This window comes from Amycolatopsis sp. lyj-23 (assembly GCF_046549135.1).
In the GTDB taxonomy this organism is placed as follows: Bacteria; Actinomycetota; Actinomycetes; order Mycobacteriales; family Pseudonocardiaceae; genus Amycolatopsis.
Genome location: NZ_JAJPWN010000031.1, coordinates 20,310 through 35,390 on the forward strand (window position 1 = coordinate 20,310; position 15,081 = coordinate 35,390).

Genomic DNA, 15,081 nt, shown 5'->3' on the forward strand with positions numbered 1-15,081 from the left:
TTCAGTGACGGGCACCCTCGCGGCTGTTGCGGCCGGGAGGGTGCCCGTCACTGCTTTCCGGTCTCCAGCGGGATGACCGCGGTCACCGTGGTGCCGTCCGGGCCGCTGGCGACGTCCAGCTCCCCGCCGAGGGCCTGGACCCGGTCGCGCAGCCCGGCCAGGCCCGTCCCGCCCTCGGCGTCCGCGCCGCCGACGCCCGCGTCCGTCACTTCGACCCGCAGCTCGGCGCCCGCGACCTCGATCCGGACGTCGGCGCGGTCGGTCCGCGCGTGCTTCAGGGCGTTCGTCAGCGCCTCCGACGTCACGAAGTAGGCCGTCGCCTCGACCGCCGCGTCGAGGCGCCCGACCCGGCCGACCGTCAGCGCCACGTCCATCGGGCTGCGGTCGGCCAGCGACCGGACCGCCGCCACGAGGCCGGCTTCGGTCAGGATCGCCGGGCGGATGCCGCGAGCGAGCTCCCGCAGTTCGGTGATCGCCGTCTGCAGCTCGTCGACCGCGCCGGTGAGCAGGGCGCGAAGCTCCGGCGGCAGGTCGGCGCCGGCGCGGCGGCCCGCCATCCGCAGCAGGAGGACGACGCTGACCAGCCGCTGCTGGGCGCCGTCGTGCAGGTCGCGCTCGAGCCGGCGGCGTTCCTCGTCCCCGGCCGCGACCAGCCGCGCCCGCGACGCCCGCACCTCGGCCAGCCGCTGTTCCAGCTCGGCCGTGAGCCGCTGGTTGTCCAGCACCAGCCCGGCGGCCGCGTCGAGCGCGTCGATCGAGCGGCTGTCCTTCCACACCTCGTCGTCCTGCACGAGCGCGGCCAAGCCGGTGCCGTCGCGCTCCAGCAGCAGCCGGATCATTTCGGCGTTGCCGACGCGGGCGCGCAGCACCCCGGCCAGGAACGCCAGCGGCCACAGGCAGAACAGGAGCCGGTACGCCTGCAGCAGCGGCGCGGCCAGCGGGTGCGCGTCGCCGAGCGCCGTGCCCGCTCCCGACGTCACCGCGCCGGCCAGCGCGATGACCACCACCGGCGACAGCAGCCGCCGCTGCGGCAGCCGCCCGCTCAGCCACCGGTAGAGCAGCACGACGACCACCCCGGCGCTGATCGCGGTCGCGCCCAGGTCCAGGAGGCGGTCGGCGGCCCGCCCGGTGCCGGGCCAGCGCGCCAGCAGGTCGCGCGGGTCGTCGTCGACGAGCAACCCGAGCGCGCCCGAGCCGAGCACGAGCAGGTAGGCGGCGGCCACCAGCAGCCGTTCCCACCGCGAGCGGAGCCTGCCGTGCGGGAAGGCGAGCACCAGGTGCGCGATCACCGGGCTGGACGCCGCGCGCAGCGGGACGGCGATCGTGTACAGCACCGGGTCCGGCGTGAACTGGAGGTCTTCGAGGAACAGGGCGACACCGGCGAGCGCGATGAGCACCCCGATCGGGTTGGCCGGGCGCCGCACGTGCGCGACCGCGCCGGCGAGCAGGAAGAGGAACCCGGTCGTGGTGCTGAGCGCGGTGTCGAGCGCGGAGTGGCTGCCTTCGCCGGCTTTGAGCGTCAGCGCGACCACGCCGAGCGCGCACCCGGCGGCCAGCAGGCCGGTCATCGCCGGCGTCCGCGGGTGCTGCACTGCGCGCCCTCCCGGTGGGTCCTGGCGGTCGTGTGGAGCAGTCCGGCAACGGCTAACCGTGATTCGTCCGTTCGGGCCGTCTCGTTACACCGTGCGGCTGCGCTTTAGGGTGATTGCCGACGAGAGGCGGGACATGAGCGGAAACGGCCTGGACGCCGAGGTCTTCGGCGGCCGGATGCCCGCCGGCGGCGGGGACCTGGCGATCGAAACGCACGGCATCGCCCCGGTGCCGCCGGGCAACCGGTTCGGGCGCCCGTGGCGGCTGTTCAGCGTGTGGTTCGCCCCGAACCTGACGATGACGGCGGTGTTCACCGGCACCCTCGCGGGGTCGTTCGGCCTCGGGTTCTGGACGGGCCTCGCGGCGATGCTCGCCGGCACGGTGCTCGGCTCGCTGCCGGTGGCGTACCTGTCGACGTGGGGGCCGCGCACCGGCACCGGCCAGCTGCCGCTGGCCCGGCTGCCGTTCGGCGGCGGCGTCGTGCTGCCCGGCCTGGTGCAGTGGCTCGGCTCGATCGCCTGGGACGCGCTGGTCGGCCTGTTCGGCGGGGAGGCGCTGGCCGACCTGACCGGGCTGCCGTTCTGGGCGGCGGTGCTGATCGTGCTGGTGCTGCAGTGCGCGCTCGGCGTGTTCGGCTACGCGCTGATCCACCGCGTGCAGGCGGTGATGAGCGTGCTGCTGGTGCTCGCGTTCGCCGCGCTGGCCGTGAAGGTCCTTTCCGGACACCCGATCGCCACGGCCGACACGGCCTCGGGTGCCGATCTGGCCGGCGGTGTCGTCCTGTTCACGACGGTGACGTTGTCGCTGGCGATCTCCTGGGCGCCCTACGCGTCGGATTTCAGCCGCTACCTGCCCGCTTCGACGTCGTCGCGCAGCATCTTCTGGGCGACTTTGCTCGGCCTGGTGGCGTCGTACGCGATCGGGGAGGGGCTCGGGCTGGCGCTGGGGTCGTCGCTGGGCGACCAGACGGCGAAGGGCGTCGCCGCCCTGCTCGGCGGCGGGTTCCTCGGCTCGCTCGCGCTGGCCGTGATCGCGCTGGCGGCGGTGTCGTCGAACGCGATGAACGACTACAGCGGCTCGCTCGCGCTGCAGACGGTCGGCGTCCGGCTGCGGCGCCCGGTGTCGGCGGTGCTGGTCACGGTGCTCGCGTTCGCGCTGATCCTCTGGATGCACAGCGGCGACCTCTCGGCGAAGTTCCAGAACGTGCTGCTGTTCGTCTCCTACTGGATCCCGCCGTTCCTGGGCGTGGTCGTCCCGGACTGGCTCGCGCGCACCCGCCGCGGCCGGAGCGTGGACGTCCTGGCGTCGGTCCCCGTGCGTCCGTGGGCGGCGGTGGTGGCGTTCGTCGTCGGGTTCGCGGCCGCGGTGCCGTTCATGAACACGACCCTCTACACCGGACCGGTCGCGGCGGCGCTGCACGGCGCGGACCTCGCGTACCACGTCGGCCTGGTCGTTTCGCTGGCAGCGTATTCGCTGCTCCGCCGCCGCGTTGACCTCAAGTAATGTAGAGGTTTCACGATGGGGTGGTAGCCCTCGAAGGAGGAACCATGCCCACCGCACTCATCACCGGCGCGTCCGCCGGACTGGGCCGCGCGCTCGCGGCCGCGCTCGTTCGTCGCAAGTGGACGGTCATCGGCACGGGCCGGGACGCGGCCGCGTTGGAAGCCGCGGCGCGCGAAGCCGGCTTCACGGCCGTCCCCGGCGACGTCACCGACCCGGCGCACCGGGCCGCACTGGCCCGTCCCGCGCTCGACCTGCTCGTCAACAACGCGAGCTCGCTGGGTGTCAGCCCGCGGCCGCCGCTCGCCCGGTACCCGGTGGCGGACCTGGAGGACGTCTACCGGGTCAACGTCTTCGCACCGCTCGCCCTGACCCAGCTGTTGCTGCCCGCTCTGACCGCTTCGCGGGGTGTCGTGATCGACGTCAGTTCCGACGCCGCCGTCGAGCCGTACGAGGGCTGGGGCGGCTACGGCTCCGCGAAGGCGGCGCTCGATCAGCTGACCGCTGTTCTGGCCGTGGAACACCCCGACCTGTCCGTGTACGCGATCGACCCGGGCGACCTGCGCACGGCGATGCACCAGCGCGCGTTCCCGGGCGAGGACATTTCGGACCGTCCGCGGCCGGAGACGGCCGTCCCGGCGTTCCTGCGGCTGCTCGACGAACGCCCGCCGAGCGGCCGCTACCGCGCGGCCGACCTGCTGGTGACGGCGTGAACGTCCGGTTCGACCTGCCCGCCGACCTGTCGGCGTCGGCCCCGCCGGAGGCCCGCGGCCTGGCGCGGGACCAGGTCCGCCTGCTGGTCGCCGCGCCCGAGGGCGTCCACCACACGCGGTTCACGAACCTGGGGGAGCACCTGCGGCCGGGAGACCTCCTGGTGGTGAACACGTCGGCCACACTCCCGGCGGCCGTCGACGGGTGGCGATCGGGCCACCGCCCGGTCGTGGTCCACTTCGCCACGGAACTCGACGACGGCTCGTGGGTGGTGGAACTGCGCGCCCCGGGCGGCCCGCTGCTCGACGGCCGCGCGGGAGAACGCGTGTCACTGGCCGGCGAGGCGTCACTGACGCTGCTGGCCCCGATGGCCCCGGGCGCGGCCAGGTTGTGGCGGGCGGCGGTGTCGGTCGAGGTCGGTGGCCTCCTCACGGCGGCGGGCCGCCCGATCCGGTACGGGTACGTCCCGCGGGCGTGGCCGCTGTCGGATTACCAGACGGTGTTCGCCCGCGAGCCCGGGAGCGCGGAGATGCCCTCGGCGGCCCGGCCGTTCACCCCGGAACTGGTGACGCGCTTGGTGACGGAGGGGGGTGTTGTTCGCCCCGCTGGTGCTGCACACGGGAGTGTCTTCCCCGGAGGCGGCGGAGCCACCCCAGGCGGAGAGGTACCGGGTGCCCCCGGCAACGGCAGCGCTGGCGGCGTGGGTCAGGACCCGCGGAGGACGGGTGATAGCGGTGGGCACGACGGCGGCCCGGGCCCTGGAGTCGGCGGCTCCGGAGGGGTCGGTCCGAGGGGCTGAGGGGTGGACGGAGCTGGTGCTGGGGCCGGAGCGCCCGGCCGCGGTGGTGGACGGGATCGTCACGGGGCTGCACGCACCGGAGGCATCGCATTTGTTGTTGCTGGAAGCGGTGGTGGGAAGCGAGGTGGTTCAGAAGGCGTACGAGGCGGCGGTGGCGGAGAGGTATCTGTGGCACGAGTTCGGCGACGTGTCCCTTTTGCTGCGCCACTGAGAGGCGGGAGTCGCTGATCATCGGGAGCGGCCGTGGCGTGATCTTGAGGCGTGGGCCGCGGCTTGTCCGCGGCCAGCCGGCGACCTTGCGCCGCAGCCCGCCGTTGGCGCGCACCCGCGGGACTTGCTGAATCGTTGCGCAGCACGCGTGCCATTGCGGCCGGTCGGAGGCTAGCTCGAAGCGGAGGCGTCTCGCGGTCCGGTAGTCAACCCGACGCCGGGCCGCTTTTCAGCTGCCTGCTGGCTCCACCACGTCTCCAGCGGCGGGTAACGCAGGGCTACGCACCGATCAGTACCGGACGCAACGTTGCTCAGGAGCCGGTCCCGATTTCGCCTGAACAAGAGCGACTGCTGAACCAGGCGTTGCAGCCCCCGCCCTCAAGCAGCCCCCGCCACTCCCAGGGGGGCGTCCCCAAGTCCAGCCTACCGCCCACCCCCGACGAAACCCCGAAACGCCCTCCCCGCGGCCAAGCTGTCCCCATCACCCAACTCCCTGTGGACAACCCGCCTACCGCGGCACCTCAACCCGCCGCCGCGACCGCACCAACCCGAAAACCACCACAACGGCGACCCCCAGCCCGACCCCGCTCACGATCGACGCCACCAAACTCGCCGTACCCGTCGCCAGGCCGAACGCCCCTCCGAGGTACACCGGGATGGAGATCGCCACCGGCAGCCAGTTGCGCAGCGTGAACGCCCGATCGGACGCCACCCACAGCACCAGCGTCACCGCCGCGGCCGTCACCACCGGGATCGCCCACACCACCGCGCTCGTCAGCGCGTCCATGCCCAGTGACCGGAGCCACTCGAACGACGCCTGGCCCAGCCCGATGAACAGCACGACCAGCGCCACGCGGACGCCGACGGCTCCCTGGCTCCTGCTCGTCATGTCTTCCTCCCGAATCCGTGGTCAACCTGTACCACGTCCGGGTGACGCCGGCGGTTGCCCGCGCCGGCGACTTTCTGCGCGGATGCTCTAAGTGCCGAGGTCGCCGATGTCAAGAAATCTCACGGGGTTTCCCGGGATGCGGATGGCTATGCGCCTGAGTGGGTGACCGTGCGAACCTCGCCCCCGACACCGACGAAAGGCGATGCTGACGTGCGCACCCCTCGAAGAATCCTGGCCTCGGCGCTGGCCGCCCTGACCGTCGTGGGCGCGCTCGCCGGCTGTTCGCGCGCCGACAGCACCGCCGCCCCCGCCGCGAACCAAGGCGCTGCCGGCGAGGTCCGGATCGGGTACTTCCCGAACGTCACCCACGCGCCCGCGCTCATCGGCGTCAAGAAGGACTTCTTCAAGAACGAGCTCGGCTCGACCAAGCTCACCACCCAGACCTTCAACGCCGGCCCCGAAGAGGTCAACGCCCTGCTCGGCGGCTCCCTCGACGTCGCCTTCCTCGGCTCCGGCCCGGCGATCAACGCCTTCACCAAGTCCAAGGGTGCCATCCAACTGATCTCCGGTGCCGTCTCGGGCGGTGCGCAACTGGTCGTCAAGCCGGACATCACGAGTGTCGAGGGGCTCAAGGGCAAGAACATCGCCACGCCGCAGCTGGCCAACACCCAGGACGTCGCGCTCAAGAAGTTCCTCGCCGGCAAGCAGCTGACCGGCCAGGTCAAGATCACCAACCTCGACAACCCGAAGACACTGGACGCCTTCAAGAAGGGCGAGGTCGACGGCGGCTGGCTGCCCGAGCCGTGGGCCTCCCGGCTGGTCCTCGACGCCGGCGCGAAGGTCCTGGTCGACGAGAAGACACTGTGGCCCGGCGGCCGGTTCCCGAGCACTGTCGTCATCGTGCGCAGCGAGTTCCTGCAGCAGCACCCGGACACCGTCCGCGCGATCCTGAAGGGCGAGCTCGCCGCCATCGACTGGGCCAAGGGGAACCCGGCGGACGCGAAGACCGTGGTCAACGGCGCCCTCAAGGAACTGGCCGGCAGTACCCTGAGCGCAGCGGTCCTGGACCGCGCCTTCTCCGGCATCGAGCTGACCACCGACCCCATCGCCGCCGAATTCCCGCAGCTCGCGCAGGACTCGGTGACCGCAGGCGTGGTCAAGTCGGCCGTGGCGCTGAAGGGTTTCGCCGACTTCGGCCCGCTCAACGACGTGCTGAAGGCCAAGAACCTGCCCGCCGTCGACGCTCCCGAACTGACCAAGTGAAACCGGGGTTCCGCCACCCGGAACCCCCGGAAAAAGAGAGTGATCCGGAGAGGCAGCCAGCGATGACCACGACCCTCCCGACCGGCCGCAGCAGTTTCACCGGCGCGACAGCGGTGCGTCTCGACGGCGTGCGCAAGACGTTCGGCACGGCCGGCCGCGCGGTCGTCGCGCTCGACGGCGTGGACCTGACGGTCGCGCCCGGCGAGTTCGTCTGCCTGCTCGGCGCCTCCGGCTGCGGCAAGAGCACGCTGCTGAACCTGGTCGCCGGGCTGGACGCGCCGTCGGCGGGGAAGATCACGCTGAACACTTCCCGGCCGGCGGTCATGTTCCAGGAGGCCGCGCTGATGCCGTGGCTGACCGCGGCGCGCAACGTCGAGCTGCCGCTGCGGCTGGCGGGGTTCGGCCGGACCGAGCGCCGCGAAAAGGCGACCGAGCTGCTGGAACTGGTCCGGCTGACCGGCGCGGGCGGCAAGCGCCCGCACGAGTTGTCCGGCGGCATGCGGCAGCGCGTGGCACTGGCCAGGGCACTGGCCGCGACCCTGCGCGTCGGCGGTGACCCGGAGCAGGCGCTGCTGCTGATGGACGAGCCGTTCGCCGCGCTCGACGCCATCACCCGCGACGTCCTGCAGGGTGAGCTGCTGCGCGTCTACCGCAGCACGGGCACGTCGGTGCTGTTCGTGACGCACGACGTGCGCGAGGCGGTCCGGCTCGGCCAGCGCGTGGTGCTGCTGTCGTCGCGGCCCGGCCGGGTCGTGCGCGAATGGGCGGACGTGCCGCTGGCCGACGCCGAGGAACTGACCGAGGAAATCACCGGGCACCTGCGTGAGGTGATCAGCACCCATGCCGCAGCTTGACCGGTCCGCCGAGGCCGAGCTGGACGCGGTCGGCGCCGGGCTCGATTCGCTCGACGCCCCCGTCGGTGAACGCCGTCCCGGCTTCTGGAAGCGGTTCGCCTGGGGTTTCCTTCCGCCGGTGGGCGCGCTGGTCCTCCTGATCGTTGTCTGGCAGATCCTCTGGGCCGCCGCGTTCTGGCCGGAGTCGCAGCTGCCGTCGCCGGCGGCGGTGTGGGGCGAGTTCTGGGGCATCGTCGCCGACGGCCAGGTGTTCGGCTTCGTCTGGACGTCGGTGCACCGCGCCGCGCTCGGCTTCTTCGCCGGCGTGCTGATCGGCACCCCGCTCGGCCTGGTCGTGGCTAAGGTCCGCGTGGTGCGGGCGGCGATCGGCCCGCTGCTGACGGGGCTGCAGAGCCTCCCGTCGGTGGCGTGGGTGCCGGCGGCGATCCTGTGGTTCGGGATCAACGACGCCGCCATCTACTTCGTGGTGCTGCTCGGCTCGGTCCCGTCGATCGCGAACGGCCTCGTGTCCGGCATCGACCAGATCCCGCCGATCCTGCCGCGGGTCGGTCAGGTGATGGGCGCGAACCGCCTGTCGGCGGCCCGCCACATCCTGCTGCCGGCGGCGTTGCCCGGGTTCCTCGCCGGGCTGAAGCAGGGCTGGGCGTTCTCGTGGCGCTCGCTGATGGCGGCGGAACTGATCGCGCTGTCCCCGCAACTGGGCATCGGCCTCGGCGCGTACCTGAACCAGGGATCGTCGTTCAACAGCATGGAGACGGTGATCGCGGCGATCTTCCTGATCCTGCTGGTCGGCGTGGGGATCGAGCTGCTGGTGTTCCGCCCGCTGGAGCGCGCGGTGCTGCGGGCCCGCGGGCTGACGTCGTCGCTCTAGAAAGTTTTCCGCTCCGGATGTCGAAGCCGGTGTTCCGGCCTCGACGTCCCGTTCAGTTGCACGGGACGAAGGAGCGAGCGATGGTGATCGCGGTACTGGTGACGTCAGTGGCGGCGTTCGTGGTGAGTGCGGCCTGGTACACCGGCTTCGGGCCGGTCTGGGCCCGGCTCAGCCCGGCGGGCGCGGCGGCCCGGCCGTCACCGTGGCGGCTGGGCGCGGAGTTCGCGCGGACGGTCGTGCTGGTGGTGGCGTTCGCGCTGCTGGCGAGGGCCGTCGGCGTGGACGGCGTGGCCGGCGCCCTCGGCCTGGCGCTGCTGGTGTGGGCGGGGTTCCCGGTGGTGGTCCTGGCGGGCTCGGTGCTGCACGAACGGGTTCCGGTTCCGTTGGCGGCGTTGCACGCGGGCGACTGGCTGGTGAAGATCGCGGTGGTGGCGGTCGTGCTGGGAGCGTGGCAGTGATGGCGGCGGTGTTGCTCGAGGGAGTGGCGTTCGGCGAGTCCCCGCGCTGGCACGACGGCCGGCTGTGGTTCGCCGACTGGCTCGCCCACGAGATCGTGGCGGTCACCCCGGCGGGCGAGCGCGAGGTGGTGTTCCGCGCGGACTTCCCGACGATGCCGATGTGTTTCGACTTCCTCGACGGCCGGCCACTGATCGTGTCTTCGTCGGACGGTCTCCTGCTGCGCCTCTCGGAGTCGGGCTTGACGACCCACGCCGACCTGGGCGGCTCCGGTTTCAACGAGCTGGCGGTGACGGGAACGGGCGGCTGCTACGTCAACGGCGGCGGCTTCGACCTGATGGCCGGAGAGCCCTATCGGCCGGGATCGATCTGGTATGCGGCCCCGGACGGTTCGGTCCGCCGGGTGGCGGAGGACATCGCGTTCGGCAACGGCATGGCCCTGACCCCGGACGGGTCAACGCTGATCGTGGCCGAGTCGTACGCGAACCGCCTGACGGCGTTCTCGATCCGCCCGGACGGCGACCTGGCGGACCGCCGCACCTGGGCCGACCTCGGCGAGGGAGTACCGGACGGCATCGCTCTCGACGCGTCGGGCGCGGTGTGGGTATCGGACGTACCGCACCGATCGTGCACGCGGGTCCGCGAAGGCGGCGAGGTGCTGGAGAAGCTGACGTTCGACCGCGGGTGCTTCGCGTGCGCGCTGAGCGAGGACACGTTGTGCGTGGTGGTCCAGGAGTGGCGCGGCGTCGGCGGAGTGGGTGCGGGGGCGGAGCGGACGGGACAGATCCTGACGCATCCGGTGCCGGTGGGGCGCGCTTAGTTATCCACAATGGGTTTGGTTGTCCACAGATTTCGCGAGCACCCGTTTTTGCAGGTCAGGGGCGGTAGACTGGACCAGGGGACGCCCCCCGGGACAGGGTGGGGGCTGCTCTGGGGTTGTTTCCGGTGGGCGTTGCAACACCGCTCAGTCTGTTACGTCCGAGCTTGCTCAGCTCGGGCCGCTGGCGAGGGCAGCTCGGTCGCGATGGCCCGAAGCGGATCTCCGGCTCGCTCAGGCAAGCTGAGCACCGCGGACATCGCCTTGGCGGCTGCCAGGGCCGTCCCCGTTTCGCGGTGCGGTAGTCAAACCCAGGACGTTTCAGCTTCCTGACCGGACAGACCGGAACGGACAACGCGGCCGAGTCGTGACCGGCCGCGTCGTCCTTCCAAACGTGGTCAGCGAGGCCGCCGCGCCCCAGCCCGGGTCCCGGCCGAGAACGCCGCCGCGCCGCCGCTCCGGCGACCGCCCGCCGCCGCCGGGGCTCCCGAATGGCCCGTCTTCGCCGCGCCGCCCGATCGGCGCTTGGTCCCGGAGGTACCTCGCCCCGATTCGGAGGACGAACGCGGCTGCTGGTCCTTCGCGCCCGCTCGGGCGCGCTGGCCGCCGCGGTTCTCCTTCGGGGCGCCGCTGCGGCGGCCGCGGCCGCCGCCCGGTGCCGCGCCCGTGGCGGAAACCTTCTTCGGGCGGTTGTCGACCGCCGGGGCCTTCGAGAACGTGCGCTCGCCCGGGGCCAGCTCCGCCAGCAGCGGGTGACCCGGACCCAGCTGGGTCGTCGTCGGCTTGATGCCCGCCTTGCGGGTCAGGTCGCGGACGTCGCGGACCTGCGCGTCCGTCATCAGTGTCACTACAGTGCCCGAGGCCCCCGCGCGGGCCGTGCGGCCCGAGCGGTGCAGGTACGCCTTGTGCTCCACCGGCGGGTCCGCGTGGATGACCAGCCGCACGTCGTCGACGTGGATGCCGCGCGCCGCGATGTCGGTGGCCACCAACGTGCGGGCCGTGCCCGACGAGAACGCCTCGAGGTTGCGCGTCCGGGCGTTCTGGCCCAAGTTGCCGTGCAGTTCCACCGCCGGGACGCCCGAGGCCACCAACTTGCGCGTCAGTGCCTTCGCCCGGCTCTTCGTCCGCGTGAACACCAGCGTGCGGCCCGGCGCCGCCGTCAGGTCGACCAGCACCGGGAGCCGGTGGGTCTCCTCCAGGTGGAGCACGTGGTGCTCCATCGTCGCCACCGGCGACTGCGCGGAGTCGACGCTGTGCGTGATCGGGTCGTTCATGAAGCGCTTGACCAGCACGTCGACGCCGTTGTCCAGGGTCGCGGAGAAGAGCATCCGCTGCCCGCGGGACGGCGTCGCGTCCATGATCCGCCGGACCTCGGGCAGGAAGCCCAGGTCGGCCATGTGGTCGGCCTCGTCCAGCACGGTGATCTCGATCGCGTCGAGCTTCACGTGCCCGGAGCGCATGTGGTCGGCGAGCCGGCCGGGGCAGGCGACGACGATGTCGACGCCGTCGCGCAGCCGCGTGATCTGCGGGTTCGCCGAAACGCCACCGAAGATGGTCGTCACGCGCAGGCCCAGTGGCTTCGCCAGGGGCAGGATCGACGCCTCGATCTGCGTCGCCAGCTCGCGCGTCGGCGCGAGGATCAGCGCGCGGGGACGGCCGGGCTTGCGCCGCGTCGGGCCCGCGGCGAGGCGGGCCAGCACGGGCAGCACGAAACCGTACGTCTTGCCGGAGCCGGTGCGGCCGCGCCCCAGCACGTCGCGTCCGGCGAGGGTGTGCGGCAGGGTCGCCGCCTGGATCGGGAACGGCTCGGTGACGCCCTGGCCGGCCAGTGCGGCCACGAGGGGAGTCGGCAGGCCGAGTTCAGCGAAAGTGCTCATAAGTACGTGCGGGCACGTGAATGCCCTGGTCTCCATAACCTGAGAAGGGTTGTCCTGCCCGGCGCAGACCGGTCAACGGCCGCGGCGCGTGGTAGTCGACAACAGCAGCGGGCCGAGGCAGAACTGAGCGGCCCGCATGATCAGTATAGCGGGCGGAGGTGACGTACTCCCAGTGAGATTGCCCGCACTCGCGCCCGCTTGCTAAGTTACCGGTCGGTAATCGAGGAGGACGACCATGCTGCTGAACCCGCGCGAGTACGACCCGGCGCACTTCGACGCCGAAACGCGGCGCCTGCTGCGCGCCACCATCGACTGGTTCGAACAGCGCGGCAAGGCGAAGCTGACCGAGGACTACCACAACCGCACCTTCTACGCGGACTTCATCGAGTTCGCGGGCAAGGAAGGCCTGTTCTCGACGTTCCTGACCCCGTCGGCGAACGCGGACGGCAACCCGGACAAGCGCTGGGACACCAGCCGCGTCGCCGCGCTGTCGGAAATCCTCGGCTTCTACGGCTTGAACTACTGGTACCCGTGGCAGGTGACGATCCTCGGCCTCGGCCCGGTGTGGCAGAGCGCCAACGCGCAAGCGCGCAAGCGCGCCGCGGACGCACTGGACGCCGGCGGCGTCGGCGCGTTCGGACTGTCCGAAAAGGACCACGGCGCCGACATCTACGCCTCGGACATGGTGCTGACCGAGGACGGCGACGGCTACCGCGCCACCGGCTCCAAGTACTACATCGGCAACGGCAACTGCGCGCGCACTGTTTCGGTGTTCGGCCGCATCGACGGCGTCGAAGGCCCCGACCAGTACGTCTTCTTCTACGCCGACTCCGAGCACCCGGACTACCACGTCGTGAAGAACGTCGTGCCGTCGCAGATGTACGTCGCCGAGTTCCGGCTCGAGGACTACCCCGTGCGCGCCGAGGACATCCTGCACGTGGGCGCCGAGGCGTTCAGCGCCGCGCTGAACACCGTCAACATCGGCAAGTTCAACCTCTGCTTCGGCGGCATCGGCATGGCGACGCACTCGCTGTACGAAGCCATCACGCACGCGCACAACCGCGTCCTGTACGGCAAACCGGTCACCGGCTTCCCGCACGTCCGGCGCGAGTTCGTCGAGGCGTACGCGCGGCTGATCGGGATGAAACTGTTCTCCGACCGCGCCGTCGACTACTTCCGCAGCGCGCACGCCGAAGACCGCCGCTACCTGCTGTTCAACCCGATCACCAAGATGAAGGTGACGACGGAGGCGCAGAAGGTGATCGGCCTGGTCGCCGACGTCGTCGCGGCCAAGGGCTTCGAGGCCGACACCTACCTGGCGATGTCCAAGAACGACATCGACGGCCTGCCGAAGCTGGAAGGCACCGTGGCCGTCAACCTGGCGCTGATCGCCAAGTTCATGCCGAACTACCTGTTCGCGCCGCAGGAGTACCCGCCGGTCCCGACGCGCACCGACGCGGCGGACGACGAGTTCCTCTTCCGCCAGGGCCCGGCCCGCGGCCTGTCGAAGGTCCGGTTCCACGACTGGAAGACCGCCTACGCCGAAGCCGCGCACATCCCGAACGTCGCGCTGTTCACCGAGCAGGCCGGCTACCTGGTCAAGCTGCTCACCGAGGCCGCACCGGACGAGGCGCAGCAGGCCGACCTCGACTTCGGGCTCGCGCTGGCCGAGCTGTTCACGCTGATCGTGTACGGCCAGCTCATCCTGGAGCAGGCCCGCACCACCGGCCTGGACGACGAGGTCGTCGACCAGCTCTTCGCGGTGCTGGTCCAGGACTTCAGCGCCGCGGCGGTGGACCTCCACGGCAAGGCGAGCTCGACCGAGGCCCAGCAGGCCATCGCGTTGGCCGCGCTGCGCAAGCCGGTGGTGGACGCGGCCCGCTTCGAGAACGTCTGGGCGCGCGTGCGGGAGCTCTCCGGGGTCTACGCCATGCACCCGTGACGGCGCGCCGACCGGACCACGCCGGTCGACGAACACCGGGTGTTCGCCGCAGAAGCCGATCGACACCCGGTGTTCCGGTTGGCAAGATCGCGGGCGTGGAGCGAGAGCGGGCGGCGGAGCTGATCTGGGACGCGTGGCTGACCGGCAAGCGGCTGGAGGGGCTCCCCGGGGACGCCCGCCCGGACGACCCGGCCGAAGGCATGGCGGCGCAGGCGGCGCTCGCCGAGCTGGCCGGTCCGGTGTCCGGCTGGAAGATCGCCGCGACCACCGTGTACGCGCGCCAGTACCTCGACGTCCCCGGCCCGCTGCCGGGCGCGATGTTCGAGCGGTTCCACCACGTCGAGGGCGAACCGGTGCCGGCCGACACGATGACCATGGGTGTCGCCGAACCGGAGTTCGCCTTCCGGCTCAAGGCCGACCCGGGGCTGTCGCCGTCGCTGGCGGCGGTGCTCGACGCCGTCGACACGATGTTCCTGGCGATCGAGCTGCCGGACAGCCGCTACACCGACCACCGCCACGCGGGCGGCCCGCAACTGCTGGCGGACGCGGCGTGCGCGGGCCGGTTCGTCGAGGGCCGCCCGGTGCCGGGGTGGCGCGACCTCGACCTGCCCCGCCGCCCGGTGGTCCTGCACGCCGACGGCGAGGAGTTCTCCCGCGGCAGCGGCAGCCTGGTCCTGGGCGACCCGCGGCTGGCGCTGCACTGGCTGGCGATGGAACTGCCCCGGCACGGCCGCGCGCTGCGCCCGGGCGACATCGTGACGACGGGCACGGCGACCCCGCCGTGCCCGATCCGGGCCGGCGGCCACGTCGTCGCGGACTTCGGTGCGCTGGGCAGCGTGGAGGTGCGGTTCCGGCCGTCCCCGCTAGGGTGACGACGTGCTGACGTTCCGTGCGGGTTTCGTCGTCCTGGCGCTGGTCGTGGCGGGACTCGACGCGGGGTTCTGGTGGCTGACCCGCGGCCCGCACCAGACGACGGCGCGCATCGGTTTCGTCGCGGGGTTCGTGCTGCTGCTGGCCGTGCTGGCCGCCGTGGCGGGGCTGGTGCGCTGGGAGGTCGCGGTTCCACTGGCGTCGGCGTCGACCTCAGGCCTGTTCGTCGTCGGCGCGGCGGCGATCTTCAGCGTCGGCCTCGGGTTCCTGCTGGCGGCGGTGGTGGAGGCGGCGCTGGTCCGCCGGCTGGTCCTGACCGCGGCCCCGTTCGGCTGGCGCGGCGGAACGGGCCTGATCAGCGCGGCGGCCGCGGTGGTGCCGGCCGTCCTCTTCGCGGCCGGCCTGCTCCTGCGCCGCTGACGCGGCGTTCAG

At 72.0% G+C, this 15,081-nt stretch carries 13 protein-coding genes and 1 pseudogene; 11 read left to right on the forward strand and 3 right to left on the reverse strand.

Annotated elements, in window-relative coordinates; genetic code table 11:
- Positions 1-47 precede the first annotated feature (47 nt).
- Positions 48-1,592, reverse strand: a complete 1,545-nt coding sequence (locus ACLJPY_RS48050; RefSeq protein ID WP_410597703.1) for a sensor histidine kinase — start codon at positions 1,590-1,592, stop codon at positions 48-50.
- 133 nt (positions 1,593-1,725) lie between these two features.
- On the opposite strand from ACLJPY_RS48050, the gene ACLJPY_RS48055 reads away from it, so the two are divergent.
- The 3 genes and pseudogenes from ACLJPY_RS48055 (at position 1,726) to ACLJPY_RS48065 (ending at position 4,811) form a co-directional block, all read left to right on the forward strand.
- The gene (locus ACLJPY_RS48055; protein WP_410597704.1) at positions 1,726-3,093 is read left to right on the forward strand and encodes a purine-cytosine permease family protein; all 1,368 of its coding nucleotides are present in this window, start codon (positions 1,726-1,728) and stop codon (positions 3,091-3,093) included.
- Positions 3,094-3,137: 44 nt separating this feature from the next.
- Positions 3,138-3,803: an SDR family NAD(P)-dependent oxidoreductase gene (locus tag ACLJPY_RS48060; protein ID WP_410597705.1), complete on the forward strand. Its 666-nt coding sequence runs from the start codon at positions 3,138-3,140 to the stop codon at positions 3,801-3,803.
- A pseudogene (locus ACLJPY_RS48065) lies at positions 3,800-4,811 on the forward strand (S-adenosylmethionine:tRNA ribosyltransferase-isomerase). The gene ACLJPY_RS48060 and the pseudogene ACLJPY_RS48065 overlap by 4 nt, the downstream one beginning before the upstream one ends.
- A gap of 507 nt (positions 4,812-5,318) precedes the next feature.
- On the opposite strand, the gene ACLJPY_RS48070 reads toward ACLJPY_RS48065, so the two are convergent.
- Positions 5,319-5,699: a hypothetical protein gene (locus ACLJPY_RS48070; RefSeq protein WP_410597706.1), complete on the reverse strand. Its 381-nt coding sequence runs from the start codon at positions 5,697-5,699 to the stop codon at positions 5,319-5,321.
- A gap of 210 nt (positions 5,700-5,909) precedes the next feature.
- On the opposite strand from ACLJPY_RS48070, the gene ACLJPY_RS48075 reads away from it, so the two are divergent.
- The 5 genes from ACLJPY_RS48075 to ACLJPY_RS48095 all read left to right on the forward strand — a co-directional run bounded on the left by ACLJPY_RS48075 (position 5,910) and on the right by ACLJPY_RS48095 (position 9,963).
- The gene (locus tag ACLJPY_RS48075) at positions 5,910-6,962 is read left to right on the forward strand and encodes an ABC transporter substrate-binding protein (protein WP_410597707.1); all 1,053 of its coding nucleotides are present in this window, start codon (positions 5,910-5,912) and stop codon (positions 6,960-6,962) included.
- Positions 6,963-7,024: 62 nt separating this feature from the next.
- Complete coding sequence (locus ACLJPY_RS48080) at positions 7,025-7,816, forward strand: ABC transporter ATP-binding protein (RefSeq protein ID WP_410597708.1); 792 nt, start codon at positions 7,025-7,027, stop codon at positions 7,814-7,816.
- On the forward strand, positions 7,803-8,687 hold the full coding sequence (locus tag ACLJPY_RS48085) for an ABC transporter permease (RefSeq protein WP_410597709.1): 885 nt from the start codon (positions 7,803-7,805) through the stop codon (positions 8,685-8,687). Before ACLJPY_RS48080 ends, ACLJPY_RS48085 begins: the two co-directional genes overlap by 14 nt.
- A gap of 80 nt (positions 8,688-8,767) precedes the next feature.
- Positions 8,768-9,145, forward strand: coding sequence for a DUF1761 domain-containing protein (locus tag ACLJPY_RS48090; RefSeq protein WP_410597710.1), 378 nt, complete (start codon positions 8,768-8,770; stop codon positions 9,143-9,145).
- Positions 9,145-9,963: an SMP-30/gluconolactonase/LRE family protein gene (locus tag ACLJPY_RS48095; protein ID WP_410597711.1), complete on the forward strand. Its 819-nt coding sequence runs from the start codon at positions 9,145-9,147 to the stop codon at positions 9,961-9,963. The genes ACLJPY_RS48090 and ACLJPY_RS48095 overlap by 1 nt, the downstream gene beginning before the upstream one ends.
- Before the next feature lie 395 nt (positions 9,964-10,358).
- Here the strand turns inward: ACLJPY_RS48095 and ACLJPY_RS48100 are convergent, their stop codons facing one another.
- The gene (locus ACLJPY_RS48100; protein ID WP_410597712.1) at positions 10,359-11,837 is read right to left on the reverse strand and encodes a DEAD/DEAH box helicase; all 1,479 of its coding nucleotides are present in this window, start codon (positions 11,835-11,837) and stop codon (positions 10,359-10,361) included.
- Between the two features lie 235 nt (positions 11,838-12,072).
- Between ACLJPY_RS48100 and ACLJPY_RS48105 the strand changes: the two genes are divergently transcribed.
- The 3 genes from ACLJPY_RS48105 to ACLJPY_RS48115 all read left to right on the forward strand — a co-directional run bounded on the left by ACLJPY_RS48105 (position 12,073) and on the right by ACLJPY_RS48115 (position 15,069).
- Positions 12,073-13,779 carry an acyl-CoA dehydrogenase gene (locus ACLJPY_RS48105; protein ID WP_410597713.1) on the forward strand — a complete coding sequence of 569 codons (1,707 nt, stop codon included), beginning with the start codon at positions 12,073-12,075 and terminating at the stop codon, positions 13,777-13,779.
- A gap of 95 nt (positions 13,780-13,874) precedes the next feature.
- The gene (locus ACLJPY_RS48110; RefSeq protein ID WP_410597714.1) at positions 13,875-14,651 is read left to right on the forward strand and encodes a 2-keto-4-pentenoate hydratase; all 777 of its coding nucleotides are present in this window, start codon (positions 13,875-13,877) and stop codon (positions 14,649-14,651) included.
- A gap of 4 nt (positions 14,652-14,655) precedes the next feature.
- A complete protein-coding gene (locus ACLJPY_RS48115) occupies positions 14,656-15,069 on the forward strand; it encodes a hypothetical protein (protein WP_410597715.1) in 414 nt (137 codons plus the stop codon).
- Positions 15,070-15,081 lie beyond the last annotated feature (12 nt).